The following is a 23,633-nucleotide window of genomic DNA, read 5'->3' on the forward strand; positions in this document are numbered from 1 at the left end:
GAAGCACGATGTATAACGCCCAGGGAAAGATTTCCCAAGCCGAAGTTCTGACGAAGTACGCACCGCTCGTGCGTCGCCTCGGCTTGCAGCTCGTCGCCAAGATGCCGGCGAGCGTCGATCTCGACGATCTCATCCAGGCCGGCATGATTGGCTTGCTGGATGCCGCGGGCCGCTACAAGGAAGATCAGGGCGCGCAGTTCGAGACCTACGCCAGCCAGCGGATTCGCGGCGCGATGCTCGACGAGTTGCGCAGCAACGACTGGTTGCCGCGCAGCTTGCGGCGCACCTCGCGAGAAGTGGAAACGGCGGTGCACAAGGTGGAGCAGAACCTGGGCCGCTCGGCGAGTGAAACCGAGATCGCCGAGCACCTGCAAATGCCGCTCGACGAATATCAGTCGATGTTGCAGGACCTGCACGGCAGCCAGTTGATCTACTACGAAGACTTCGACCGTTCCGCCGACGACGAACCGTTTCTCGACCGCTACTGCGTGGACCATTCCGACCCGCTGTCGGCGCTGCTCGACGACAGCCTGCGCTCGGCGCTGGTGGATGCGATCGACCGGTTGCCGGAACGCGAGAAGCTGCTGATGTCGCTGTACTACGAGCGCGGCATGAACCTGCGCGAAATCGGCGCGGTGATGGAAGTCAGCGAGTCGCGGGTGTGCCAGTTGCACAGCCAGGCCGTGGCGCGACTGCGCACGCGGCTGCGGGAAATGGCCTGGGCAAACGCCGAGGCGAACTGAAGCGCCGCGCGCTGTTCGACACGGCGGTTCGGAATGCGCCCGCCCTGTTCATGCAGCCATCTCGTGTTCGGCGGCAAGCGCGAGAAATGCCGAGCGCGACATGCCGCGCGCCTGCGCATACGCGTCGATCTCCTGGACCAGCACCTCGGGCAGCGAGATGTTGATGCGGATCGCCTTCTTCAACGCCGGAATGTTGCGCGTTGTCACGAAACCCCATGTGAACCCCGCGAAGTCTGGATTGAGGCGATGTTCGTCGAGCGAGCGCCGCTCCGGCAGCGCCATGCCTTCGTCGATCAGCGTTTCGAGATGTGCTTCGATGGCCTCTTTGGCGTTCGCATAGGCTTCTTCCAGCGTGTTGCCCGCGGAGTGGCAGCCCGGAATGTCGGGCACGACCACGCCGAACGCATGCTGCTGCTCTCCAGGCTCGATAGCGATCGGGAAAATCAGGTTCTTCATTTCAGGCCTGCCTGTTTGAGAATGCTGTTCAGGGTGCCGGGCGGCAGATCCTTTTTCGGATGCGGGATGGTCACGAGACGGGGCTTTACCGCGTGCCGGAAATGATGGTGGCTGCCCGATATCCGGACGAGCCGCCAGCCATCGGTATGGATCAGTGTGGCGACCTCGGCGCTGTTCATGTTGGACTCCTTTAACTATACACACGATTACACAACCTCGCTAGTGGGTAGAGCTTTGTCTGTGGACGCGCCGCAACTCGCAGTCGCGACGATCGCGCAAAGCTCGACAGGGGGTTGTCATTTCAACGCGGCGCGGCGTTGCGCGCCAGTTAGCCGGATGGCTAGCGTTGAGGTCGTTGGAGCAAGGGAGGCGGGAGGGATGAGACGAGCGAGTCGTCGTGGTGAAAATGCGAAAGGCCCGTCAATGACGGGCCTTCGCTGATGTTTCGTTTGAAGCCGATCTGCCTGGCCGGCAATCAGTAATCAGTTGTCTTTCAAAGCGCGGATTGAGCCGGAACCCGGCCATCACGCCCATAGAAACCAGTCTTGCGCGGCACGTTCACCTGCAGTGCGGCGAGCGCGCGCTGGTTGTAGTCCATGCGCACGCGGATCAGTTCGCCGTTGTTGGCGTTGGCGCGGCGGGCGCGCTCCGCCGCTTTTTGCAGCAGCGACCATTGCGCGGCGACCCGCGCGTCGGTGCTGGCAGCCAGCTCCATGCCCGACCAGCCGGCCGGAAAGCCCAGTTCGGCCAGTTGGGCGTCGCGCGCGGCTTCGAGCCTCGCGAGCACGCCGATCAGCTCGGTTTTCTTCTCGACGATCGCGGGCAACTGCTCCAGCGGCGACAGGGCGGTCAGCGCCTGCGATTCGAGCGTCAGAATCGAGGCGAACGCCTCGACGGTCGAATATTCGTCGATGAGGGTGGCAAGCAGGGCATCTTTCATCTCAACAACTCGCTAGGCACAGCGGCTCGCGCATGACTCGCGAGCCGGATTTGTCGAACGCCGCCCGGCACTCCACCGCATTTCGATGTGTCGATCAATTGCCGGTCGACGAGGTTTTGGTCTGCAACAGCTCGCGCGCCGTCTGCAAGACGCCGTCGGCGATCTTGCCCGAATCCATTTGCAGCGTGCCGTCCTTGATCGCCTGCTTGATCGACGCGACGTGTGCCGTGTCGATGTCCGCCGAGCCGGACGCCGCCAGGCTGCGCAAGTGCTGCGACAGTCCCGACAGGCTCACGCTCGCGTCGCCCGAACCGCTGGCGGCGGCCGGCGTGGCCGTGCCTGCGCTCTGCGCGGTGTTGGCCGCCGGCGTGGCGTCGCTTTGCTGCGAGCGGGACAGGGCGTCTTTCAACGTCGGCAGATTCGAATTGGTTGTGGAATCGACTTTCACGATTGGCTTCCTGAACGATTTGATCCTGATAACGGCAACCGTTGATCAAAACTTTAGCGCAATCGCCCCACGCCGGACCGTGCTTTTCAGCGCCATCCGACCCCATCGACACCACTGCCGCCCACGCCGCCGCCACGGCCTCTCCCTGCACGAGGACGAGGGCGGCCAGCCGGTTCACAGCTGAATCTCCACCGTCGCGCCATCCTTGACGATGCCCGAGACGATCTGGCCGTTCGCGGTCTTCACCCGCACCTGCTGTCCCGGCGACGCGTTGTTCATCGCGCTGCCTTCGGCCGAAATCGAGAAGCCGGCACCGGCCGCCACGACCCGCACCGTCTGGCCGATCGCGATCGCCGACGCGCTCTTGAGCATGTCGCGGCGCAGCGGCATGCCGCCCGCGATCCGCGCGAGCGAGACCGAGCCGATCGCCTGCGACGGGTCGGTGACGATCGCCTGCGGCAAGCCGGTCAGGTCGCCGTCGCGCGCGACGAGGTCGGCGGCGGTGAGCACTTCGCCCGGCGCCATCGCGCGCGCGGCCAGATAGTAGGTGGCGTGCAACGAGATGCGCGCCTGCAGGTAAATGGTCCACGGCCGCTCGCCCGCGCAGCGCACGCCGACGGTCGTGCGCCCCCACAGGCGCGCGCCGGTCGGCATGAACGGTTCGAGCGCGGTGCAGGCGGTGAGGCCGCGCGCAAAGGCCGCCGCGACCGTGATGTCGATCTTGCCGGGCAAGCCGGCGGATTGCTGTCGCAGAAAGGCGAGGGCGGCGGTGTGAATCGCTTCGGGGTCTTGCTGGCCGGCCAGCGGAGCAGGCTGCGCGACGACGGCGGCCTGCAGATTCTTTTGGGCGACCGCCGCCGCCGTCTGGCGCGCCGCTGGCGTCGCGGCGATCACGGGACGGCCTGGCAGCGCGGCCGCAGTCGCGACCGGCTTGCCATTCGCGCCGAATTGCGGCGGCTCGCCGCGCGACGCGAGGCTGTCGAAACCGCCGCCTTGCGGTGCGCTGGCGGCGACCGGTTGCACGCCGGCCGCGTTTGCCGGCGCGGGCGTCACCACGACCGGCACGACCGCGCGCGAACCCGGCGCGGCATTCACGCGCGCCCTATCCGCCGACGCCCCGGCATTGCCCGGCGCGGGAATCGTGACGACGCCGTTGGCGTCCGGTTTGAAGCTGGTGCGGATCATCGCCGGTGTGGCGGCGGGCTCGTTCGCGCCCGCGATCACGATCGCGCCGTTGGTAGCGGCGGCGCGCGCAAACGGATCGGGCTCGCGTGGCGCGGGCCCGCGTCCGATCGACTGCGCGGTGGCGGCCGCCAGCGTCGCGGCCGACGCCGCGCGCTGCGACGGCGTCTGCATCCGCTGTGCGATATCGGCGAGCGCGCCGGGATTCTTTTCCGCCGGACCCGGAATCACGATCGGGCCGCCGGCTTCCTGAGCCTGGCTCGCACCAGGCACCAGCACGATGCCGCCCGCGACCCACAGCGCGACGCTCACCACCAGCCGCGTAAAAAGACGCGACGTGGCGCGCAGGGCGAGGCGCGGAGCCAGCCGCATCGCACGCGCCGGCCGGCCGGCGCGCGAGCCCGCACGATACGCCGTCGCGCGGCTCGCACGCTGCGGCAAATCGGAAGTGGGCTGGTCCATCACGGTTCTCCATGGAATGCATCGGTACGCCTTGCATTCTAGTGAGCGCCCCCATTGGGCAACCGTTGAATAGAAGCCCCCTTTCCCGGTTATTCGTCCGATTGCCGCTTGCGTTCGGCCCATAAGATGCACCTCATGCAAAAAGGCCTTCCCGGTCGATGCAGCCCTCGAGCGAGGCCGTCACGGGAAGCCTCGGGAACCGTCTCGGGAGATTTCTATGCTGGACAAACTCGATTCCGAATTCGCGTTCGGCCGCCAGGCGCTGGATGTGCGCGCCTACCGGCAGGAACTGCTGTCGTCGAATATCGCCAACGCCGATACGCCGGGCTACAAGGCGCGCGACGTCGACTTCGCGTCGTCGCTGGCCGGCGCGCTGAAGAAGACGGGCGGCAGCACCGCCGGCCAGGGCGCATCGAACAGCTCGACGCTGGCGATGACGCAGCCCGCCGGCGTGACGAGCGGCATGTCGATGACGTCGACCGAGCCGGGCCACATGTCGGGCAAGGCCACGCTCACCGCGACGGGCGGCACGCCCGACGACTACGGCAACCTGGCCTACCGGATTCCGACCCAGCCCGCGCTCGACGGCAACACGGTGGATATCGACACCGAGCGGGTCCAGTTCGCCGACAACACGCTGCACTTCGAATCGGGCATGACGGTGTTGTCGAACCAGATCAAAACGATGCTCTCGGCGATCACGTCGGGCTCGTAACAGGACATGCGGCGCACGCGGCGGCAGATCCAACGGCAGACGCGGCAGCACGCACGGACAAATCGCTACGGGACTTAATTGAAGCCGGCTCGCACCGGCAGGAGAGGTCAGGAAACCATGCCATCCCTGATGAATATCTTTGGTGTTGCAGGCTCCGCGATGTCGGCGCAGTCGCAGCGGCTCAACGTGACGGCGTCGAATCTCGCCAACGCGGACAGTACCACCGGACCGGACGGCCAGCCGTACAAGGCCAAGCAGGTCGTGTTCGCGGTGAACCCGCTCGGCGGCGCGCGCTCGGCCTCGGGCCAGCAGGTCGGCGGCGTGCAGGTCACTGGCGTGGTCGACGACCCTACGCCGATGAAGACGGCCTACGAGCCCGGTAATCCGGCGGCCAACGCGGACGGCTACGTGACGCTGCCCAACGTCGACCCGGTGCAGGAAATGGTCAACATGATCTCGGCTTCGCGCTCCTATCAGGCCAACGTCGAAACGCTGAACACGGCCAAAACACTGATGCTGAAAACGCTCACGATCGGAACCTGAGGAGAGAGCCTTGACCACCAACACCACGATCGGCGGCAGCGGCACGACCGTTTCGCAAACGCTGCTTGACACGATGAACGGCGCGAGCAGCAGCACGAGCTCGACGAGCGGCACGTCGGCCGCCGACCTGCAGAACACCTTCCTGCAACTGCTCGTCGCGCAGTTGAAGAACCAGGACCCGACCAACCCGATGGACAGCTCGCAGATGACCTCGCAGCTGGCACAGATCAACACGGTGTCCGGCATCAGCCAGTTGAACACCACGCTCAGCTCGCTCGCCACGCAGATGTCGGCAGGCCAGCAGTCGCAAGCCGCGCTGCTGATCGGTTCGAGCGTGCTCGCTCCCGGCAGCTCCATTACCGTGGCGAGCGGCAAGACCACCGAATTCGGCGTGCAGTTGGCGAACGCTGCGTCCGACATGCAGGTAGTCGTTAAGAACTCCGCCGGCAAGATCGTCAACACGCTCGATCTGGGCGCTCAGGCTGCCGGCACCGTCCCGGTCTCGTGGAACCCGGTCGACTCCACGGGGGCCGCATTGCCCGACGGCACTTACACGATCAGCGCGACGGGCACCGTGAACGGCGCCCCCGGCACTGGCACCACGCTGACCCAGGCGACCGTCCAGAGTGTCGTGCAGGGCTCGGGCGGCGCGCCTGGCCTCGTGCTTTCGAATGGCAATACGGTTGCCCTGACTTCGGTCGCGGCGATCCTCTAACCAGTTCGGTTCAAACAATTTCAGACATTTTCCGGAACGGAGACCGTCATGGGTTATCAGCAAGGTTTGAGCGGCCTGTCGGCCGCATCAAGCGATCTCGACGTGATTGGCAACAACATTGCCAACGCGAACACGATCGGCTTCAAGAGCGGCACAGCGGTGTTCGCCGATCTGTACGCGAATTCGGTGGCCACGGCCGTCAACAACCAGATCGGTATCGGCACGCAGCTCGCGGCCGTGCAACAGCAGTTCTCGCAGGGCACGATCAACTCGACCGGCACGGCGCTGGACGTCGCGATCAACGGCAACGGCTTCTTCCAGATGTCGAACAACGGCGCGGTCACATATTCGCGCAACGGCGTGTTTCAACTGAACAGCAGCGGCCAGATCGTGAATGCGGAGGGGCTGCAGGTGATGGGCTACGCGGCGAACGCAAGCGGCATCATCAATAGCGCGCAGACCGTGCCGCTCACCGTGCCGACGACGAATATCGCGCCCTCGCCTACCACCAGCATTACGGGACAGTTCAATCTGAATGCGCAGGATGCGCTGATGCTGGGAGCGCCGACGACGACGGTTACCTCCCCTGGTGGTGCGACGGCCACCGCGGCGATCACGACGGCCTCAGCTGGCACGAACAACGACACTTACACAGTTTCGATTGGCGGGGCAGCCCCGGCGTTGACGTACACGGTCAGTGGGACTACGGGGAATCCCCCTGTCGCGGACCCCACGGTCGCAAGCATGGGAACCTACACCTCCGGCCAGCCTATTACGCTGGGCAATGGGCAAACAGTCACGATCACTGGTGCAGCCTCCGGCGATAGCGTCACGGTTACGCCGGCGCCGATCGCATTCAACCAGAACAGCCCGTCGACCTATAACTACACCTCTTCGGTTCCGGCGTACGATACGCTCGGCGGCTCGCAGACGGTCAATATGTATTTCGCCAAGACGGCTTCCAACACATGGAGCGTCTATGCGGGCGTGGCGGGCGGTGCTGCCCAGATCATCGGTCAAGCGCAGTTCAGCACGTCCGGCACGTTGTCGACTTTCCAGCAGGCGACTATTGTCCCGGGGCCGCCGGCGACAGTTACGTTTGCCGCGCCCGCAACGCCCGGCACCGTCACGTTCCAGATCCCGAACACCGATGGTTCGGGGACGCCGCAGACGCTCTCATTGAACCTCACTGGCACGACCCAGTACGGGAGCACGGACGGCACCAACAACCTGTCGCAGAACGGCTACGCGGCCGGCCAACTGACGAACTTCTCCATTGGCACAACGGGAGTTCTGACCGGCAACTACTCAAACGGTCAGACGGCGTCGCTGGGCCAGATCGTGCTCGCCAACTTCAACAACCCGAACGGTCTGGTGGACCTCGGCAATAACGAGTACCAGGAGACCGCACAATCGGGCGTCGCGCAGATCTCCACGCCGGGCAGCACCAACCACGGCACGCTGCAGGGCGGCGCAGTCGAAGAGTCGAACGTGGATTTGACGAGCGAACTGGTGAACCTGATCACCGCGCAACGCAACTATCAAGCGAACGCGCAGACGATCAAGACCCAGCAGACCGTCGACCAGACCCTGATCAACCTGTAAGCCACCGGGACCCCAATCATGGATCGGCTGATCTACACCGCGATGTCGGGCAGCGCCCAGGCGCTCGAACAGCAGGCGATCGTCGCGAACAACCTCGCGAACGCATCGACCACGGGCTTTCGCGCGCAGCTCGAGACTTACCGTGCCGTGCCGATGTCGTTCGGCGACGGCAGCTCGATCAACGACAACACCACCCGCACCTTCGTGCTGTCGTCGACGCCGGGCGCCGACTACACGCCAGGGCCGATCCAGCAGACGGGCAACCCGCTCGACGTGGCGATCCAGGGTCCGGGCTGGCTGTCGGTGCAGACCGCCGACGGCAACGAGGCGTATACGCGCGCCGGCAATCTGCACGTCGACGAGAACGGCCAGCTGGTGAACGCCACCAATCAGGTGGTGCTCGGCAACGGCGGGCCGGTGGCGGTGCCGCCGGGCGCGGCGATCACGATCGGCAAGGACGGCACGGTGTCCGCGTTGACGCCGGGCGATCCGCCGACCGCCGTGGTGACGGTCGATCAGCTGAAGCTGGTGAATCCGGATCCGCAATCGATGACGCGCGGCGACGACGGCCTGTTCCGCACCGCCGACGGCAACCCCGCCGACGCCGATCCGGCCGTCACACTGGCGCCGGCGTCGCTCGAAGGCAGCAACGTGAATCCGGTCAGCGCGATGGTCTCGATGATCACCAACGCGCGCCAGTTCCAGATGCAGACCAAGCTGCTGGAAAACGCCGACAAGAACGATCAGTCCGCTAACCAGTTGCTCAGCTTTAGCTAACGGAGACCGCAGTTTGCATGGTCGACATAGGAGAACATAAGTGAATCGCTCGCTCTACATCGCCGCTACCGGCATGAATGCGCAACAGGCGCAGATGGACGTGATCTCGAACAACCTCGCGAACGTCAGCACCAACGGCTTCAAAGGCTCGCGCGCGGTGTTCGAGGACCTGTTGTATCAGACCATCCGCCAGCCGGGTGCGAACTCGACGCAGCAAACCGAACTGCCGTCCGGCATCCAGCTCGGCACCGGCGTGCAACAGGTCGCGACCGAACGTCTGTACACCCAGGGCAACCTGCAGCAGACCGGCAACTCGAAGGACGTCGCGATCAACGGCGCGGGCTTCTTCCAGGTGCAGATGCCCGACGGCACGACCGCCTACACCCGCGACGGTTCGTTCCAGACCAACGCCCAGGGCCAGCTCGTCACGTCGAGCGGCTATCAGGTGATTCCGGCCATCACGATCCCGACCAACGCGACTTCGCTGACGATCGGCAGCGACGGCGTGGTGTCGGTCACCGTTTCCGGCTCCACTAATACGCAGCAGCTCGGCTCGATGCAGGTCGCCACCTTTATCAACCCGGCCGGTCTGGATGCGAAGGGCGAGAACCTGTTCTCGGAGACGGCTTCGTCGGGCGCGCCGAACATCGCGCAGCCGGGGTTGAACGGCGCCGGCACGCTCAATCAGGGCTATGTGGAAGCGTCGAACGTGAACGTGGTGCAGGAACTGGTGAACATGATCCAGACCCAGCGCGCGTACGAAATCAACAGCAAGGCCGTGACCACCTCCGACCAGATGCTGCAGACCCTCAGCCAGATGCAGGTTTGAGGGACTGGGAACTGAAGAAGGTAATCACGATGTCGTACTTCACTCGCACTCCGGTTCATTCGCGCACCGCTCAGGCGCTCGCGCAGCTCACGCTGCTCGCGGCCCTGGGTGGTTGCGGCCTCGTGCCCAAGCAGCCGATCACCCAGCAGCCGATGACGGCGCTGCCGCCGGTTCCGCCGCAAGCGCAGGCGCCGGGCTCGATCTACAACCCGGGCTACGCGGGCCGGCCGCTGTTCGAAGACCAGCGGCCGCGCAATGTCGGCGACATCATTACGATCGTGATTGCCGAAAACATCAACGCGACCAAGTCGTCCGGCGCCAATGCCAACCGCAACGGCAGCACGAATTTCACCGTGCCGACCGCGGGCTTTCTCGGCGGCCTGTTCGCCAAGACCAATCTGAGCGCGAACGGCGCGAACGTGTTTTCCGGCACCGGCGGCGCCAACGCGTCGAATACGTTCAACGGCACGATCACCGTCACGGTGACGGGCGTGCAGGCCAACGGCAACCTGATCGTCAGCGGCGAAAAACAGATGCTGATCAACCAGGGCAATGAATTCGTGCGCTTCTCCGGCGTGGTGAATCCGAACACGATTTCCAGCCTGAACGCGGTGTATTCCACCCAGGTGGCCGACGCGAAAATCGAGTACTCCGCCAAGGGCTATCTCGACGAGGCCGAGAACATGGGCTGGCTGCAACGCTTCTTCCTCAACGTGTCGCCGTGGTGATCATGCGTACCGTCTCCCCGCGCCGCGCGGCCGGCGCTGTCCTCACCGCGGGTTTTGCTGCTGCGTTCGCCAAGGCCTCACGCGCCGGGCGCGCGCTCGCGTTCATCGCGCTCGCCTGCGCGGTGCTGCCGGCCGCCACGCCCGCGCATGCCGAACGGCTGAAAGACCTCGCGCAGATCCAGGGCGTGCGCGACAACCCGCTGATCGGCTACGGCCTCGTGGTCGGCCTCGACGGCACGGGCGACCAGACCACTCAGACGCCGTTCACCACGCAGACGCTCGCCAACATGCTGGCGAACCTCGGCATCTCGATCAATAACCAGGCGGCGGGGTCGAGCAACTCGCAGTCGTCGCTGTCGAACATCCAGTTGAAGAACGTCGCCGCCGTGATGGTGACGGCGGTGCTGCCGCCGTTCGCGCGTCCGGGCGAAGCGATCGACGTGACGGTCTCGTCGCTCGGCAATGCGAAGAGCCTGCGCGGCGGCACGCTGCTGCTCACCCCGCTCAAGGGCGCCGACGGTCAGGTGTACGCGCTCGGCCAGGGCAACCTCGCGGTCGGCGGCGCCGGCGCGAGTGCCAACGGCAGCCGGGTGCAGGTCAACACGCTGGCCGCCGGCCGCATCGCAGGCGGCGCGATCGTCGAACGCGCGGTGCCGACCTCGGTGTCGCAAGCGGGCACCATGCAGCTCGACCTGAACGACATGGACTACGACACCACGCAGCGCGTCGTCGCGGCGGTCAACAACGCGTTCGGCAGCGGTACCGCCACGGCGCTCGACGGCCGCACGATCCAGTTGCGCGCGCCGGCCGATCCGCAGCAGCAGGTCTCGTTCATGGCGCAATTGCAGAACCTCGACGTCAGGCCGGCGCAGGCCGCCGCGAAGGTGATCCTGAACGCGCGCACCGGCTCGATCGTGATGAACCAGATGGTCACGCTGCAAAACTGCGCGGTTGCGCACGGCAATCTGTCGGTGGTGATCAACACGCAGCCGGTCGTGAGCCAGCCGGGCGCGTTCTCGAACGGCCAGACCGTGGTCGCGCAGCAGTCGCAGATTCAGATGAAGCAGGACAACGGCGCGCTGAAGCTGGTGAACGCCGGGGCGAATCTCGCTGAAGTGGTGAAGGCGCTCAATGCACTGGGCGCGACGCCGGCGGATCTGATGTCGATCCTGCAGGCCATGAAGGCGGCGGGCGCTTTGCGCGCCGACCTGGAAATCATCTAAGGAAGACGCCGGATGAATTCGGATACGACCAATACCGCGAACGACCTGACCCAGCGGTTCGCACTCGATGTGCAGGGTTTCGCCAGTCTGAGCGCCCAGGCCAAGGCTTCGCCGCAAGCCGGCATGAAGATGGCGGCGCAGCAGTTCGACGCCGTGTTCACCCAGATGATGTTGAAGAGCATGCGGGACGCGACGCCGCAGGACGGTCCGTTCGACTCGCACGACAGCGCCACCTTCACGTCGATGATGGATCAGCAGATGTCGCAGCAGTTGTCGAAGAAGGGCATCGGCGTGGCCGACGCGATGCTCAAGCAGCTGATGCGCAATCAGGGCATGCAGGTGAGCAACGGCGCGGGCGGCGCGGGCGGCCTCGCCGGCATGGCGAACGCACTCGGCGGAGGCAGTGGCGGCGACGAGGGCCAGACGGCCGCGCTCAACGCGCTCGCGAAGGCCTACGGCAACGCGCAGGCCAACGGCCAACTGGCGATGGGCAAGGGCTACTCGGCGAATAGCGCGTTGACGCCGCCGCTGCGCGGCGACGGCAGCTCGCCGAAGGTCGACGCGTTCGTCGACAAGCTGGCCGCGCCCGCCCAGGCCGCGAGCGCCGCGACCGGCATTCCGGCGCGCTTCATCATCGGCCAGGCCGCGCTCGAGTCGGGCTGGGGCAAGAGCGAGATCAGGAAGGCGGACGGCTCGACCAGCCACAACGTGTTCGGCATCAAGGCCACCAGGGACTGGACTGGCAAGACCGTCTCGACCGTCACGACCGAGTACGTGAACGGCAAGCCGCAGCGCACGGTCGAGAAATTCCGTGCGTACGATTCGTACCAGGAAGCGATGACCGACTACGCGAGCCTGCTCAAGGGCAACCCGCGCTACGCGCAGGTGATCAATTCGTCGCACGACGTGAACGGCTTTGCCAACGGCATGCAGCGCGCGGGTTATGCGACTGACCCGCACTACGCGAGGAAGCTGATGTCGATCATGCAGAAGATGGGCTGACCTGCAGTTCATGCAGCAGTGAGGGGACAGCAGTAATCCGGCAGCAGTGACGAGGCAGCCGGACCCGTTCAAAACCATGCATGCGACAAGCCTGGTGCATGACAAGACGGAAGAGGCCGGCCGCCCACCGGCGTCCGGTCCACCCGCGACGGGGCTGATCGCGTTTTAACGTTTGCGGCAAATATTTCATTCCGAGCCCCTAAATTTTGGCTGGATGCTGCCGCTAAAGAGTTAGACCCGATACCGGAAAGCGACGTAACGTCCGGTTGAATGCACGTGCCGCGGCTTCGACGAAGGCCTCTCGAAAGCCCCGCCAGAGCCCAGGCACGCGCCCGCAAGAACAAAGCATACCGGCAAGCCCATGGATATGAATCAGTCGAACGGCCACACCGACACGCACGGTCAGCCGCACGCCCCGCAAGACGAAAGCGCACACGATTTCGGCCGCCGCAATCCGCTTGAGATCGGCGTCCAGTTGCGCAATCTCGTCAACCGCGGCGATTTCCTCACCGTCGAATTTGCAGGCGGCCAGATCGTGACGCGCCTGCTCGACGTCGACGTGCGCGAGCGCACCTTCACTTTCGATTGGGGCGCGCTGGCCGAGCAGAACCAAGGGCTGCTGGCCGCGCCGCGCTGCCAGTTCCACGCCTCGCCGGACGGCGTGCGCGTCGAGTTCGCCACCGGGACGCCGCGCGAGACCCGTTTCGAAGGAATGCCGGCGTTCGAGTCCGACTTCCCCGAGGTGCTGTTTTACGTGCAGCGCCGCGAGTATTTCCGCGTCAACGCGCCGATTCTCGATCCGTACATGTGCAGCGGCCGTCTGCCCGAAGGCGACACGTTCCGCTTCGAAGTGCACGACCTGTCGCTCGGCGGCGTCGGCATGCACACGACCGACGAACGCGTGGCCGAACTGCCGATGGGCACGCGACTGATGGATTGCGAGCTGTCGTTCGGTGCGCTTGGCCGGCTCTCGCTCGATCTGCAACTCGTGTCGCACCGTTCGACGTCGCTGCCCAACGGCACGCGGCGCTATCAGCTCGGCTTCCGTTTCATGACGCTGCCGGGCAGCACTGAAAACACGCTGCAACGGCTGATTACGCAGCTCGAGATGAAGCGCCGCTCGCTGGCGCGTTGATAAAAATGCTGGATGGCGGCGCCTGAGCATGGCTCGCGCCGCCCGGTTTCCGCCTTGATGGGGTGCTCGGGCGTAAGCCCGTTAGCACAAGTCTCGCAATCGTTGAAACAAACGTGGAACAACATTGCAACGGCCCTCAATTTGTCTTCGTGGAGGCCGTTAAGCAGGATGTTCAAGTAACGCGGCGGCATGTGGTCGGTGCCGCCCTTCAGGATCGCGCATGTCCAATCTCATCAATATCGGCCTCAGTGGACTGACTGCAGCCCAGTGGGGACTCACGACGACCGGCCAGAACATCAGCAATGCGTCGACGCCGGGCTACACGATCGAAACCCCGGTCTACGCGGAAACCGGCGGCCAGTACACGGGTTCCGGCTATTTGCCGCAGGGTGTCTCGACCGTCACCGTGACGCGCCAGTACAGCCAGTATCTGACCACTGAGCTGAACAGCGCCCAGTCGTCGGGCAGCTCGCTGTCGACGTACAACACGATGATCTCGCAGCTGAACAGTCTGATCGGCAGTCCGACCGGCGGCATTGCGAGCGCGATCACCAGCTATTTCACCGATTTGCAGAACGTCTCGAACAACGCCTCCAGTCTGGCCACCCGCCAGACAGCGATGAGCGGTGCGCAGACGCTCGCGGACGAAATCAACGCCGCGGGTCAGCAATACGATGCGATGCGCCAGAGCGTCAACACGCAGCTCACCAGCACCGTTTCGCAGATCAACAGCTACACGGCGCAGATCGCCCAGTTGAACGGGCAGATCGCGCAGGCCAGCACGCAAGGTCAGCCGCCGAACCAGCTGATGGATCAGCGCGATCTCGCCGTGTCGAATCTGTCCCAACTGGTGGGCGTGAACGTCGTGAACAGCAACGGCAGCTACAGCGTGTTCATGGCCAACGGCCAGCCGCTCGTGTCCGCCGGCAACAGCTACAACCTCGGCACGGCACCTACGACCGGCGACACCAGCGAACTGTCAGTGCAGTATCTCGGTCAGGCCGGCGCGCGCCAGGCCGTCGTGCCGCAAACCGTGCCCGACAGCAACATCACGGGCGGCACGCTTGGCGGCCTCGTCGCGTTCCGCAGCCAGACGCTCGATCCGTCCGAAGCGCAACTCGGCGCGATTGCCGTGAGCTTCGCCTCGCAGGTCAATGCGCAGAACGCGCTCGGCATTACGCTCACCGGCGCCCAGGGCGGCGCGCTGTTCTCGGTGGGCAGCCCGACGGCCTACGCGAATACGCAGAACACGGGTAGTGCGTCGGCGCTGACAGTGTCGTTCGCGAATCCTGCGCAACCGCCTACCGGGGACTACACGCTTGCCTACAATGGCACCTCCTACACGCTGACCGACAATTCGAGCGGCGCCGTGGTGGGGTCGGCGCCCAACCTGAGCCAGCCGATCAACGGCCTGAATTTCTCGATCCCCTCGGGCACGATGAACCCGGGCGACTCGTTCACGATTGAACCGACCCGTGGCGCGCTGGACAGCTTCGCCACTGCGACCACGGCTGCTTCGGCGATTGCCGCCGCTTCCCCGGTGCTGGGCGCAGCCGCGGTGACCAACACCGGTACCGGGACGATTTCGTCGGGCACGGTGACGGCGAACTACACCATGCCGAACGCGACCACTACGCTGTCGTATAGCGTCGTAGGAACGTCCGGGTTCCTGTCCGGGTTCCCGGCTGGCTCGACGGTGACGGTGACGGCTGGCACGCCGCCGACCCCAACCGCCTACAACATCGCCGCCACTACGACCACCGTGCCGTATTCGGCGCTCACGGGCGCGACGCTGACGATCAACAACGCTACACCCGGCAGTATGAACGGCGTGACGGTAACGATCAGCGGCGCACCTGCCGCCGGCGACACATTCACCATCGGCCCGAACACCGGCGCGACTAACGACGGCAGCAACGCGCTCGCCTTGTCGAATCTGTCTGGCGCGAAGTCGATGTCGGGCGGCACGCTTACGCTGGTGGGCGCGTATGCGAACTACGTCAACCAGGTCGGCAACCAGACCAACCGGATTCAGACTTCGAGCACGGCCCAGACTGCGGTGGTGACGCAGATCACCACCGCGCAGCAGTCGGTCTCCGGCGTGAACCTCAACGAGGAAGCAGCCAACCTGCTTCAGTATCAGCAGCTCTATCAGGCCAACAGCAAGGTCATCCAGACGGCCCAGACGCTGTTCCAGACATTGCTCGGCATTTTCCAGTGAGGCGTTGAAGATGCGCATCTCCACTTCGCAGTATTTCAACATGAACGTGGCGACGATGAGCGATCAGCAAGCTCAGTTATCGCAGCTATATGCACAGATTTCGAGCGGCGTGAGCCTCTCCACGCCGGCGGACAATCCGCTCGGCGCGGCGCAGGCGGTGCAGCTGAGCTCGACGGCGACGACCTTGTCGCAGTACACGACCAACCAGACTGCCGCGCTCTCGTCGCTGCAACAGGAAGACTCCACGCTCGGCAGCGTCAATACCGTGTTGGGGAGCATTCACACGCTGATACTGCAAGCCGGCGACGGTTCGCTGAACAACGGCAACCGCGGCGCGATCGCCACGCAGTTGCAGGGGTTGACCAGCCAGTTGATGACGCTGGCCAACTCGACCGATCCGCAGGGCAACTACCTGTTCGCCGGCTTTCAAAGCACCGCGCAGCCGTACAGCACCAATTCGGCCGGCGTCGTGACCTATTCGGGCGACACCGGCACGCGCACCGTGCAGATCAACGACTCGAGCACCATCCAGACGGCCGACAACGGCCTCTCGATCTTCGGTAGCGTTGCGCCGGTCGGCACGAGCGCGGTGCCGGCCGCGGCGGCCAACAACACGGGCAGTGGCGTGATCGGCAGTGTCAGCCTGACGAATCCGACCGATCCGACCAATGCGGACACGTACACCATCACCTTCACGTCGCCGACCACGTACACGGTGAGCCAGACCAGTCCGGCCACGCCCGGCGTGCCGGGCACGCCCGGCCCGTCGCAGACATTCACGGCCGGCTCGGCCATCACGCTCGGCGGCCAGTCGGTGAGCATTACCGGCACGCCGAACGCAACCGACAGCTTCACGGTAACGCCGGCCACGCAAGGCAGCATGGACGTGTTCGCGAATCTGAACCAGTTGATTACCACGCTGCAAACGCCGGTCTCGGGTGCGGCCTCGACGGCCAGTTTCCAGAGCGCGCTGACCACCAGCGCGACCCAGCTCGAGAACACGATCAACAACGTGGTCACCGCGCGGGCGAACGTAGGTGGACGCGAACAGGAAGTGCAGGCGTTGCAGACGGTCACGCAGGCGAACACCTTGGAGACGTCGACCAACCTGACGGATCTGACGCAAACCAACATGGTCAAGGCGATCAGCCAGTACACGCTGACGCAAACCGCATTGCAAGCGGCGCAGCAGGCGTTTGTGAAGATTCAGAGCGTTTCGCTGTTCCAGTACCTGAACTAAGCGGGCGCTTCGTCTGAAATACGGAAGGGCGGAAGCCGGTGCGAGCCGGTTCCGCCCTTCTTTGTTTTGTGTGGCCAACGTGTGGCCCTTGTTTGGCGAATGCTGATCGCGGCACCGGGAGCGCGCGCTACTTCAACCCAGCCGCCACGCGTCCCATCTGATCGACGCCGATGTCGAACAGGCGCATAAAGAACGGAATCATGTTCGGGATCATCAGTTGCAGGAGCAGCAAGCCGATCAGCATCGTCAGCGGAAAGCCGATCTGGAATACGCCGATTTGCGGCGCGGCGCGGTTTAGAATGCCGAGCGAGATGTTGGTGATCAGCAGCGCGACGACCACCGGCAGCGACAGCAGGAGCCCGGCCGAAAACACCGTGCCGCCGAAATTCGCCAGGGTGCGCCAGCCGGGCGCGCCCAGGATGTTCGCGGACACCGGAACCGACTGGAAGGTGGCCAGCAGCGCGCTGATCATCTGCAAATGGCCGTCGATTACCAGAAACACCAGCGTCGCGATGGTGTTCACGTAGGTCGACAGCACCTGGCTCGAACTGCTTGCCTGCGCGTCGAAGAAGGTCGCGAAGCCGAGGCCCATGCCCAGGCCGACAAAGTCGCCGGCCGCGCCGATCGCCTGAAACACGATCTGCATCGTCATGCCGAGCGCGATGCCGATCAGGAACTGATTGACGATGATCCACACGCCTTCGGCGGAAAACACCGTGACCTGCGGCAGCGCGCCGAGTGTGGGCGCGACGATGATCGTAATGAAGGCCGCGAGGCCAATCTTTACGCGCATTGGCAGTGAAGGGTTGCCGAGCACGGGTGCGGTCGCTACCAGCGCGAGAATCCGCACGAACGGCCACAGGAATGCCGTGAGCCAGGCGTTCAGTTGTGCGTAGGTGACGGAAAACATGCCGGTGGACGAGGGCGGAAACCCCGAGCGGAGGCCGCGGCCGCGCTCAGTTGACGAGCGACGGAATGTTGGTGAGCGTCTGGCGCAGATAGTCGAGCATAGTCGTCAACATCCACGGGCCGGCGATCACCATCGTGATGACGATCGCGAGCAGCTTCGGAATGAACGAAAGCGTGGTTTCGTTGATCTGCGTCGCAGCCTGGAACAGGCTTACTACCAGACCGACCACCAGCGCGACCAGCAGCAACGGCGCGGCGAGCAGCAGGCCGACATACATGGCCTGGTGCGCGAGCGTCATGACGGTTTCTTGATTCATGGCGAGTCGATCGGAAGCGTGAGGGGTTGAGAGACGCGGTTAAGTGACGGAGCTAAGTGATGCAGTTAAACGAAGCTTTGCGCCAGTGAGCCGAGCAGCAATTGCCAACCGTCGACCAGCACGAACAGCATCAGCTTGAACGGCAGCGAGATGGTGGAGGGTGACACCATCATCATCCCCATCGACATCAGCACGCTCGCCACCACCATGTCGATGATCAGGAACGGAATGAAAATCGTGAAGCCGATCTGAAAGCCGGTTTTCAGTTCGCTCGTCACGAACGACGGCACCAGCAGCGACAGCGGCACGTCCTCCGGACCTTGCATCGGCGCGGCGTGCGAGATGCGGGCGAACAGCGCGAGATCGCTTTCGCGGGTCTGGCGCAGCATGAAGGTCTTGAACGGCGCGACGCCGCGCGAGACCGCCTGGTCCATCGGAATGGCGCCGTCGGAGAACGGCTTGTAGCCTTCGTTATAGGCCTTGTCGAGCACCGGCGACATCACGAACAGCGTGAGAAACAGCGCGAGCCCGACCAGCACCTGATTCGGCGGGGTGGTGGTCGTGCCGAGCGCCTGGCGCAGCAGCGACAACACGATGATGATGCGCGTGAAGCTTGTCATCATCAACACCATCGCGGGCAGGAACGACAGCATCGTGAGCAGCAGCATCGTCTGCACGCTCAGCGAGTAGGTCGTCCCGCCGTTCGGGCCAGGGCTTGTGTTGAACGCGGGCAGGCCTGCGGTCTGCGCGAAGGAGAGCGTGGGCAGCGCGAGCATCAGCGCCGGCAGCACGAGCGGCCCATGGCGGCGCAGCACGGCAAGCACGGCTTGCGAAGGGGATTGCGAAGCGATTTGTGAAGCGGCTTCTGAAGCGGCCGCGGCGTCAAGCGCCGGTTGAAGGCTGACTTGCATCGGACTGAATTGCATTACCGATCCCCGCCGCCTTGTGCGTTGAAACGTTTGCCTACCTCGCCTTTCAGCGCGTCGCGAAAGCGTTGACCGAAGGTGCCTGGCAACGGCGCGCGAGCGCCTTGATTTTGTGCAGGCGTGTCGGCAAGCGCATCAGGCGCGGCGGAGCCGGCCGGCATCGTATGCAGCAAACGCACATTGCCGGGCGCGGCGCCGAGCACGAGCCACGTGTCGCCGATCTCGACGACCGCGACGCGCTCCTTGCCGCCGAGCGACGCCCCGCCGATGGTCCTCACGAGGCCGCCGCGATGGCCCGGCTGCAAGCCGAAACGGCGCGCGAGCCATGCACAGCCGAACACGAGGCCGATCACGACCAGCAAGCCGACGATCGTCTGCAATACCGCGCCGACGCCGAGTGCCGGGACGGCCGCGCCCGCGCCGACACCCGACGCGATGCTCGCGGCGTGGTTGACCGCGTTCATATCGGCGGCTTGCGCGGGGGAGGGCACAGCGAGCGGCGCGCACAGCGCCGCCGTGGCGGCCGCCAGGCGGGCGGCCCGAAGCAGGGCATCGCGCGATGCGTGGAGCGCGGCGCGACGGGCAATGCGTTTCATCGATTCAACTTCCGGATGCGTTCGGACGGCGTGATGATGTCGGTTAGACGGATGCCGAACTTGTCGTTCACAACCACCACTTCGCCTTGCGCGATCAGGCAGCCGTTCACCAGCACATCCATCGGCTCGCCGGCCATGCCGTCCAGCTCCACCACCGAACCCTGCGCGAGTTGCAGCAGATTGCGGATCGCGATCTTGGTTCGGCCGAGTTCGACGGTCATCTGGACAGGAATGTCCAGGATCATGTCGATATCGTTGCGCGTCGAGGTCGGCTCGACCTTCGACAGCGGCTGGAACACGCCGGCCGTCGCCGGGCTGACTTCGGCGTTGTCGTTCTGCTCGGCCAGCGCGCTGGCCCAGTCGGCCATCGCGTCATCGTCCTCGGAGCTCACCGCGCCGGCGGCCAGTTCGGCCTCGGGCTTTGCGTTCAGGTCACTCATATCCACCTTCCTTCATCGTGTCGGCTGCGCTGATCATCTTCTGAACCCGCAACGCGTACTGACCATTGAAAATTCCGTAGCCGCATTCCATCACCGGCACGCCGTCGACCTTCGCCGTGATGTGCTCGGGGATGTTGATCGGCAAAACATCGCCTTTGCGCATGTTCAGGATCTGTTCGAACGTGACCGGCACCTGTGCGAGGTCGGCGGTCAACTCCACTTCCGCTGCCTGGACCTGCTGCGACAGCACGCGCACCCAGCGGCGGTCGACTTCGAGCGCCTCGCCCTGGATCGGCGACGACAGCACGTCGCGGATCGGCTCGATCATCGAATACGGCATGCAGATGTGCAGCGTGCCGCCGGTCGTGCCGAACTCGATCGAGAACTGCGTGACGATGACGATCTCGTTGGGCGTCGCGACGTTGGCGAACTGCGTGTGCATTTCCGAGCGCACGTATTCGAACTGCAGCGGGCGCACGCTTTTCCACGACGTCGCGTAGTGATCAAAGGTCAGATTGAGCAGCTTCATGATGATGCGCTGCTCGGTCTGCGTGAAGTCGCGCCCTTCGACGCGGGTATGGAAGCGCCCGTCGCCGCCGAACAGGTTGTCGACCACGAAGAACACGAGGTTCGGATCGAACACGAACAGCGAGGTGCCGCGCAACGGCTTCACGTGGACCAGATTCAGGTTGGTCGGGATCGGCAGGTTGCGGGTGAATTCGCTGTACTTCTGCACCTTCACCGGACCGACTGAGATTTCCGCCGAACGCCGCATGAAGTTGAAAATGCCGATGCGCAGCAGACGCGCGAAGCGGTCGTTGATGATTTCGAGGCCGGGCATCCGGCCCCGGACGATGCGTTCCTGCGTCGCGATGTTGTACGGGCGTACGCCGGTACGGTCGCTTTGCTCGGCTTCGGTGTCGGATTCGCCGGTGACGCCCTTGAGCAGGGCATCGACCTCCTCCTGGGACATGAACTCTTCGTGGCCCATTCCTTATTCCTCGTGCGTCCCGTGGCGGTTGATGATGGCAGCGCTAGACAACGTCACTGCACGACGAATTCGGTGAACAGCACGTCCTGCACGTGGATCGGCGCGGCGCCCTTGTCGCCCGGCTGCTCGATCAGCGTCTTGAGTTCGTCGGCGAGCGCGCGCTTGCCTTCGAGCGGCGCGAGTTCTTCCGGATGCTTGTTCGACAGCGCGAGCAGGATGTGGCTGCGCACTTCCGGCATGTGGTCGGTCAGTTCCTGCTGGGTGCGGGTGTCGCCGAGCTTGAGCGTGAGGCCGATGCGCAGGAAGTGCTGCTGGCCGTCGTCCGATTGCAGGTTGACCGTCATCGATTCGAGCGGGAAGAACAGCGGCGCCGCGGACGGCGGCGGCGCGGCTTCGGCCGAAGTGGCGGCGGGGGCGCGTTTGGACATGAAGAACCACACCCCTGCGCCGGCTGCGCCCGCGGCGATGATCGCGATGAGGGCGATCAGGATGATGCGCTTCAAGGGGCCCGGCGAGGCGGGCGCGGCTTGCTGAGGTGCGGTTGTGGTTGCCATTGGGTTTGCTTTGCTTGCCTTTAGTGCTGATGAGGGTGATTGTTGTTGATTTGGCTGTCAGGTGATGGGTCGAAAAGAAGGGTTATTGCGGGCTATCTCTGGTTTTTGGGGTTTGGGCCGGCGGCTGGCGGCTTTGCGCTTTTGGCTTTGTGAGGTTTTGACTGTTTGCGAGCGGCGTTGGCCTTTCCTTGCTTTCACGTCGGTATGCTAGCGTTGCCCCTGTGCGGGGCGGCACCTACTTTCTTTGCATGCCGCAAAGAAAGTAGGCAAAGAAAGCGGCCTCAAACCGCTAGCTCATAAGCGGGTCCCCTGGCTTGGAGGGGATAGTGGTGCATCTGGAATCTGGGTTCCCGCACACTCCGCCTCAGTGACAAGGCAGTCATTCATCCGGCGGCGCTGCGCGCGCCGTCGCGTTGCTTCATGAAGCGTCGGTGTGGTCAGGTCGCTCGAAACAAGAGGCGGCTCATGTCAAGCAGAGGCTCTCTGAGCGTGGCCGATGTAGCGCCGCACGCAAACCGTCATGCGCACGTATTCGTCCGCGCAATCCGTCAGGCGAACGTGTCCACCAGGCCGACTGTCCGCCGCACGGCGACGTTGGCGACCGTGCCAGCCGAGTCGGATGCGCCGCCGCCCGCGAAGGAGCCGCCGCTGCCGCCTGACTTGCCGCCTGGGCGGCCCGAGTCGGCGCTCTGCTGGCCGCCGCTCTGGCGGGCGAAGCCGTCGCTCACGCTGGCGCTGCCCAGCCCGATGCCGTTCGATTCCATCGCCTCGCGCAGCTTCGGCAACGCGGCTTCGACGGCTTCACGGACCGACTGATGCTGCGAAACGAACAACGCATGGGCATGGTTATCGGCAACCTGCAAGACAACCTGTAGCGGTCCAAGATCCTTCGGATTCAACGTCAGTTCGGCACTCTGCGAGTGCGCGTTCGACAGGAACACCACCTTCTGGCTCAGCGCGTCCTCCCAGTCGGTCGTGCCGACCTGCGGCGTCAACGCGTTCGCCACGTCCGCCGCGCTCGCATTGCCGGTGCTTTGCACGGCCGACGTCGTGCTCGCGGCATTCGCGGCAGCTTGCGTGGCGGCCAGTGCCGCGTTCGCCGCGTCGGCCGCGCTCTTGAAGGACGCCACGTTGTCGGCCTGCCCGCTGCTGGCCGCCGTCGCCGTCGCCGTCGCCGTCGCCGTCAGCGCGTCGAGCGTCGATTTCGCCGCCGCCGGGTCGGTTAGCGTCGTCGGCGTGGCAGTCGATGCCGTCGCTGCGGCCTTGCTTGCGCCCAACCCGTTGCCGTCGCCGAGCAGGCCGCTCGCCGCTGACTTGCTGTCCGCCGCGCCGTTCAGCGCCATCCCTTTGGCCGTCGTGGGGGCGGACGCTGCCGCGCCGCTCGCCAACGTCTGCTTCGGCACCACGCCCTGGCCGCTCGCGAGCGCGGCGAGCGCCGCCTGCAACGCGTCTTGCACAGACTTCGGATTGGTGGCCGCGGTTTTCTTCAGCGACGCGCTGCCGGTCGTCGCGGTCGCCGATGTGCCGGCCAACGCGATTGCGGCATCGGTCAAGGTCGTGGAGGGGTCGGCGGTGGTGGTCGTCGTTGCACCGTTCGGGTCGGTCTGAGCTAGCGTTTGAGCCTGTGCCTGTGCCTGTGCCTGCGCAGCGGCTGCTGCCGCCGCCGTGCCCGCGTCGGTCTGGGTCGCCGTTTTGCCGGACTTCACCGAAGTCGCGGTGGTGTTGCCCGTCGAGCCTTGCTGCGTCTGCCCCGTTGCCGCAGTGGACGCCGCCGTGCTCGTCGAACTGCTGCTGTTCGCGCTGTTGCTTGCATCGGCGTTCGAGCTGTTCGACGCGCTCTGGGCCGGCGGCGCGTCATGCACGCTCGACGAAGCCGAAGACGAAGACGAAGCCGACGAAGCCGAAGAAGCCGAAGAAGCCGAAGAAGCCGAAGAAG

Annotated in this window: 26 protein-coding genes and 1 pseudogene; 14 read left to right on the forward strand and 13 right to left on the reverse strand. The window is 64.8% G+C overall.

Annotated features, from left to right (window positions below; translation table 11 throughout):
- Positions 1 to 8: 8 nt before the first annotated feature.
- Positions 9 to 743, forward strand: coding sequence for an RNA polymerase sigma factor FliA (locus PQR02_RS01845; RefSeq protein ID WP_408224544.1), 735 nt, complete (start codon positions 9 to 11; stop codon positions 741 to 743).
- A 48-nt stretch (positions 744 to 791) separates the two neighbouring features.
- On the opposite strand, the gene PQR02_RS01850 is transcribed toward PQR02_RS01845, so the two are convergent.
- The 5 genes from PQR02_RS01850 to flgA form a co-directional block, all read right to left on the reverse strand.
- Positions 792 to 1,199 carry a type II toxin-antitoxin system HicB family antitoxin gene (locus PQR02_RS01850; protein ID WP_408224547.1) on the reverse strand — a complete coding sequence of 136 codons (408 nt, stop codon included), beginning with the start codon at positions 1,197 to 1,199 and terminating at the stop codon, positions 792 to 794.
- Positions 1,196 to 1,378 (reverse strand): type II toxin-antitoxin system HicA family toxin, encoded by a 183-nt coding sequence (locus PQR02_RS01855; RefSeq protein WP_408224550.1) that lies wholly within the window; start codon positions 1,376 to 1,378, stop codon positions 1,196 to 1,198. Before PQR02_RS01855 ends, PQR02_RS01850 begins: the two co-directional genes overlap by 4 nt.
- 314 nt (positions 1,379 to 1,692) lie before the next feature.
- Positions 1,693 to 2,139, reverse strand: coding sequence for a flagella synthesis protein FlgN (locus PQR02_RS01860; RefSeq protein ID WP_408224553.1), 447 nt, complete (start codon positions 2,137 to 2,139; stop codon positions 1,693 to 1,695).
- Positions 2,140 to 2,233: 94 nt separating this feature from the next.
- Positions 2,234 to 2,587, reverse strand: coding sequence for a flagellar biosynthesis anti-sigma factor FlgM (gene flgM / locus PQR02_RS01865; RefSeq protein WP_408224556.1), 354 nt, complete (start codon positions 2,585 to 2,587; stop codon positions 2,234 to 2,236).
- Between the two features lie 174 nt (positions 2,588 to 2,761).
- Positions 2,762 to 4,231 carry a flagellar basal body P-ring formation chaperone FlgA gene (flgA, locus tag PQR02_RS01870; protein ID WP_408224559.1) on the reverse strand — a complete coding sequence of 490 codons (1,470 nt, stop codon included), beginning with the start codon at positions 4,229 to 4,231 and terminating at the stop codon, positions 2,762 to 2,764.
- A gap of 217 nt (positions 4,232 to 4,448) precedes the next feature.
- Between flgA and flgB the strand changes: the two genes are divergently transcribed.
- The 12 genes from flgB (at position 4,449) to flgL (ending at position 16,964) form a co-directional block, all read left to right on the forward strand.
- A complete protein-coding gene (flgB, locus tag PQR02_RS01875) occupies positions 4,449 to 4,946 on the forward strand; it encodes a flagellar basal body rod protein FlgB (protein ID WP_408224562.1) in 498 nt (165 codons plus the stop codon).
- A 117-nt stretch (positions 4,947 to 5,063) separates the two neighbouring features.
- Positions 5,064 to 5,489 (forward strand): flagellar basal body rod protein FlgC, encoded by a 426-nt coding sequence (gene flgC, locus PQR02_RS01880; protein WP_149669945.1) that lies wholly within the window; start codon positions 5,064 to 5,066, stop codon positions 5,487 to 5,489.
- Between the two features lie 10 nt (positions 5,490 to 5,499).
- Complete coding sequence (locus tag PQR02_RS01885; RefSeq protein WP_408224566.1) at positions 5,500 to 6,204, forward strand: flagellar hook assembly protein FlgD; 705 nt, start codon at positions 5,500 to 5,502, stop codon at positions 6,202 to 6,204.
- A gap of 48 nt (positions 6,205 to 6,252) precedes the next feature.
- Entirely contained in the window at positions 6,253 to 7,809 is a 1,557-nt protein-coding gene (locus tag PQR02_RS01890; RefSeq protein WP_408224569.1) for a flagellar hook protein FlgE, read from the forward strand.
- Positions 7,810 to 7,827: 18 nt separating this feature from the next.
- Positions 7,828 to 8,586, forward strand: coding sequence for a flagellar basal-body rod protein FlgF (gene flgF, locus PQR02_RS01895; RefSeq protein WP_408224572.1), 759 nt, complete (start codon positions 7,828 to 7,830; stop codon positions 8,584 to 8,586).
- A gap of 40 nt (positions 8,587 to 8,626) precedes the next feature.
- Positions 8,627 to 9,415, forward strand: a complete 789-nt coding sequence (flgG, locus tag PQR02_RS01900; RefSeq protein WP_408224575.1) for a flagellar basal-body rod protein FlgG — start codon at positions 8,627 to 8,629, stop codon at positions 9,413 to 9,415.
- Between the two features lie 29 nt (positions 9,416 to 9,444).
- Positions 9,445 to 10,143 carry a flagellar basal body L-ring protein FlgH gene (flgH, locus tag PQR02_RS01905; RefSeq protein WP_149669940.1) on the forward strand — a complete coding sequence of 233 codons (699 nt, stop codon included), beginning with the start codon at positions 9,445 to 9,447 and terminating at the stop codon, positions 10,141 to 10,143.
- 2 nt (positions 10,144 to 10,145) lie between these two features.
- Positions 10,146 to 11,366, forward strand: coding sequence for a flagellar basal body P-ring protein FlgI (locus PQR02_RS01910; RefSeq protein WP_408224579.1), 1,221 nt, complete (start codon positions 10,146 to 10,148; stop codon positions 11,364 to 11,366).
- A 12-nt stretch (positions 11,367 to 11,378) separates the two neighbouring features.
- Entirely contained in the window at positions 11,379 to 12,368 is a 990-nt protein-coding gene (flgJ, locus tag PQR02_RS01915; protein ID WP_408224582.1) for a flagellar assembly peptidoglycan hydrolase FlgJ, read from the forward strand.
- 367 nt (positions 12,369 to 12,735) lie between these two features.
- Positions 12,736 to 13,503 (forward strand): flagellar regulator YcgR PilZN domain-containing protein, encoded by a 768-nt coding sequence (locus tag PQR02_RS01920; RefSeq protein ID WP_494478092.1) that lies wholly within the window; start codon positions 12,736 to 12,738, stop codon positions 13,501 to 13,503.
- A gap of 220 nt (positions 13,504 to 13,723) precedes the next feature.
- Complete coding sequence (flgK, locus tag PQR02_RS01925; RefSeq protein WP_408224589.1) at positions 13,724 to 15,724, forward strand: flagellar hook-associated protein FlgK; 2,001 nt, start codon at positions 13,724 to 13,726, stop codon at positions 15,722 to 15,724.
- 10 nt (positions 15,725 to 15,734) lie between these two features.
- The gene (gene flgL, locus PQR02_RS01930; RefSeq protein WP_408224592.1) at positions 15,735 to 16,964 is read left to right on the forward strand and encodes a flagellar hook-associated protein FlgL; all 1,230 of its coding nucleotides are present in this window, start codon (positions 15,735 to 15,737) and stop codon (positions 16,962 to 16,964) included.
- 127 nt (positions 16,965 to 17,091) lie between these two features.
- On the opposite strand, the gene fliR is transcribed toward flgL, so the two are convergent.
- The 8 genes from fliR to PQR02_RS01970 form a co-directional block, all read right to left on the reverse strand.
- Complete coding sequence (gene fliR / locus PQR02_RS01935) at positions 17,092 to 17,874, reverse strand: flagellar biosynthetic protein FliR (protein ID WP_408224595.1); 783 nt, start codon at positions 17,872 to 17,874, stop codon at positions 17,092 to 17,094.
- A 46-nt stretch (positions 17,875 to 17,920) separates the two neighbouring features.
- The gene (gene fliQ / locus PQR02_RS01940; protein WP_408224598.1) at positions 17,921 to 18,190 is read right to left on the reverse strand and encodes a flagellar biosynthesis protein FliQ; all 270 of its coding nucleotides are present in this window, start codon (positions 18,188 to 18,190) and stop codon (positions 17,921 to 17,923) included.
- A 65-nt stretch (positions 18,191 to 18,255) separates the two neighbouring features.
- A complete protein-coding gene (gene fliP / locus PQR02_RS01945) occupies positions 18,256 to 19,101 on the reverse strand; it encodes a flagellar type III secretion system pore protein FliP (RefSeq protein ID WP_408224669.1) in 846 nt (281 codons plus the stop codon).
- 14 nt (positions 19,102 to 19,115) lie between these two features.
- Positions 19,116 to 19,712, reverse strand: coding sequence for a flagellar biosynthetic protein FliO (gene fliO, locus PQR02_RS01950; RefSeq protein WP_408224601.1), 597 nt, complete (start codon positions 19,710 to 19,712; stop codon positions 19,116 to 19,118).
- Positions 19,709 to 20,152, reverse strand: a complete 444-nt coding sequence (fliN, locus tag PQR02_RS01955; RefSeq protein WP_408224604.1) for a flagellar motor switch protein FliN — start codon at positions 20,150 to 20,152, stop codon at positions 19,709 to 19,711. Before fliN ends, fliO begins: the two co-directional genes overlap by 4 nt.
- Positions 20,145 to 21,143, reverse strand: a complete 999-nt coding sequence (gene fliM, locus PQR02_RS01960; RefSeq protein WP_408224607.1) for a flagellar motor switch protein FliM — start codon at positions 21,141 to 21,143, stop codon at positions 20,145 to 20,147. Before fliM ends, fliN begins: the two co-directional genes overlap by 8 nt.
- Positions 21,144 to 21,196: 53 nt before the next feature.
- On the reverse strand, positions 21,197 to 21,697 hold the full coding sequence (fliL, locus tag PQR02_RS01965; protein ID WP_408224610.1) for a flagellar basal body-associated protein FliL: 501 nt from the start codon (positions 21,695 to 21,697) through the stop codon (positions 21,197 to 21,199).
- Between the two features lie 548 nt (positions 21,698 to 22,245).
- Positions 22,246 to 23,403 (reverse strand): flagellar hook-length control protein FliK, encoded by a 1,158-nt coding sequence (locus tag PQR02_RS01970; protein WP_408224613.1) that lies wholly within the window; start codon positions 23,401 to 23,403, stop codon positions 22,246 to 22,248.
- Here PQR02_RS01970 and PQR02_RS01975 point away from each other — a divergent pair.
- A pseudogene (locus PQR02_RS01975) lies at positions 23,390 to 23,633 on the forward strand (hypothetical protein); the annotation flags it as partial. The gene PQR02_RS01970 and the pseudogene PQR02_RS01975 overlap by 14 nt on opposite strands.

Origin of the sequence: Paraburkholderia sediminicola (genome assembly GCF_046026895.1) — a bacterium.
GTDB classification, from domain to species: Bacteria; Pseudomonadota; Gammaproteobacteria; order Burkholderiales; family Burkholderiaceae; genus Paraburkholderia; species Paraburkholderia sediminicola_C.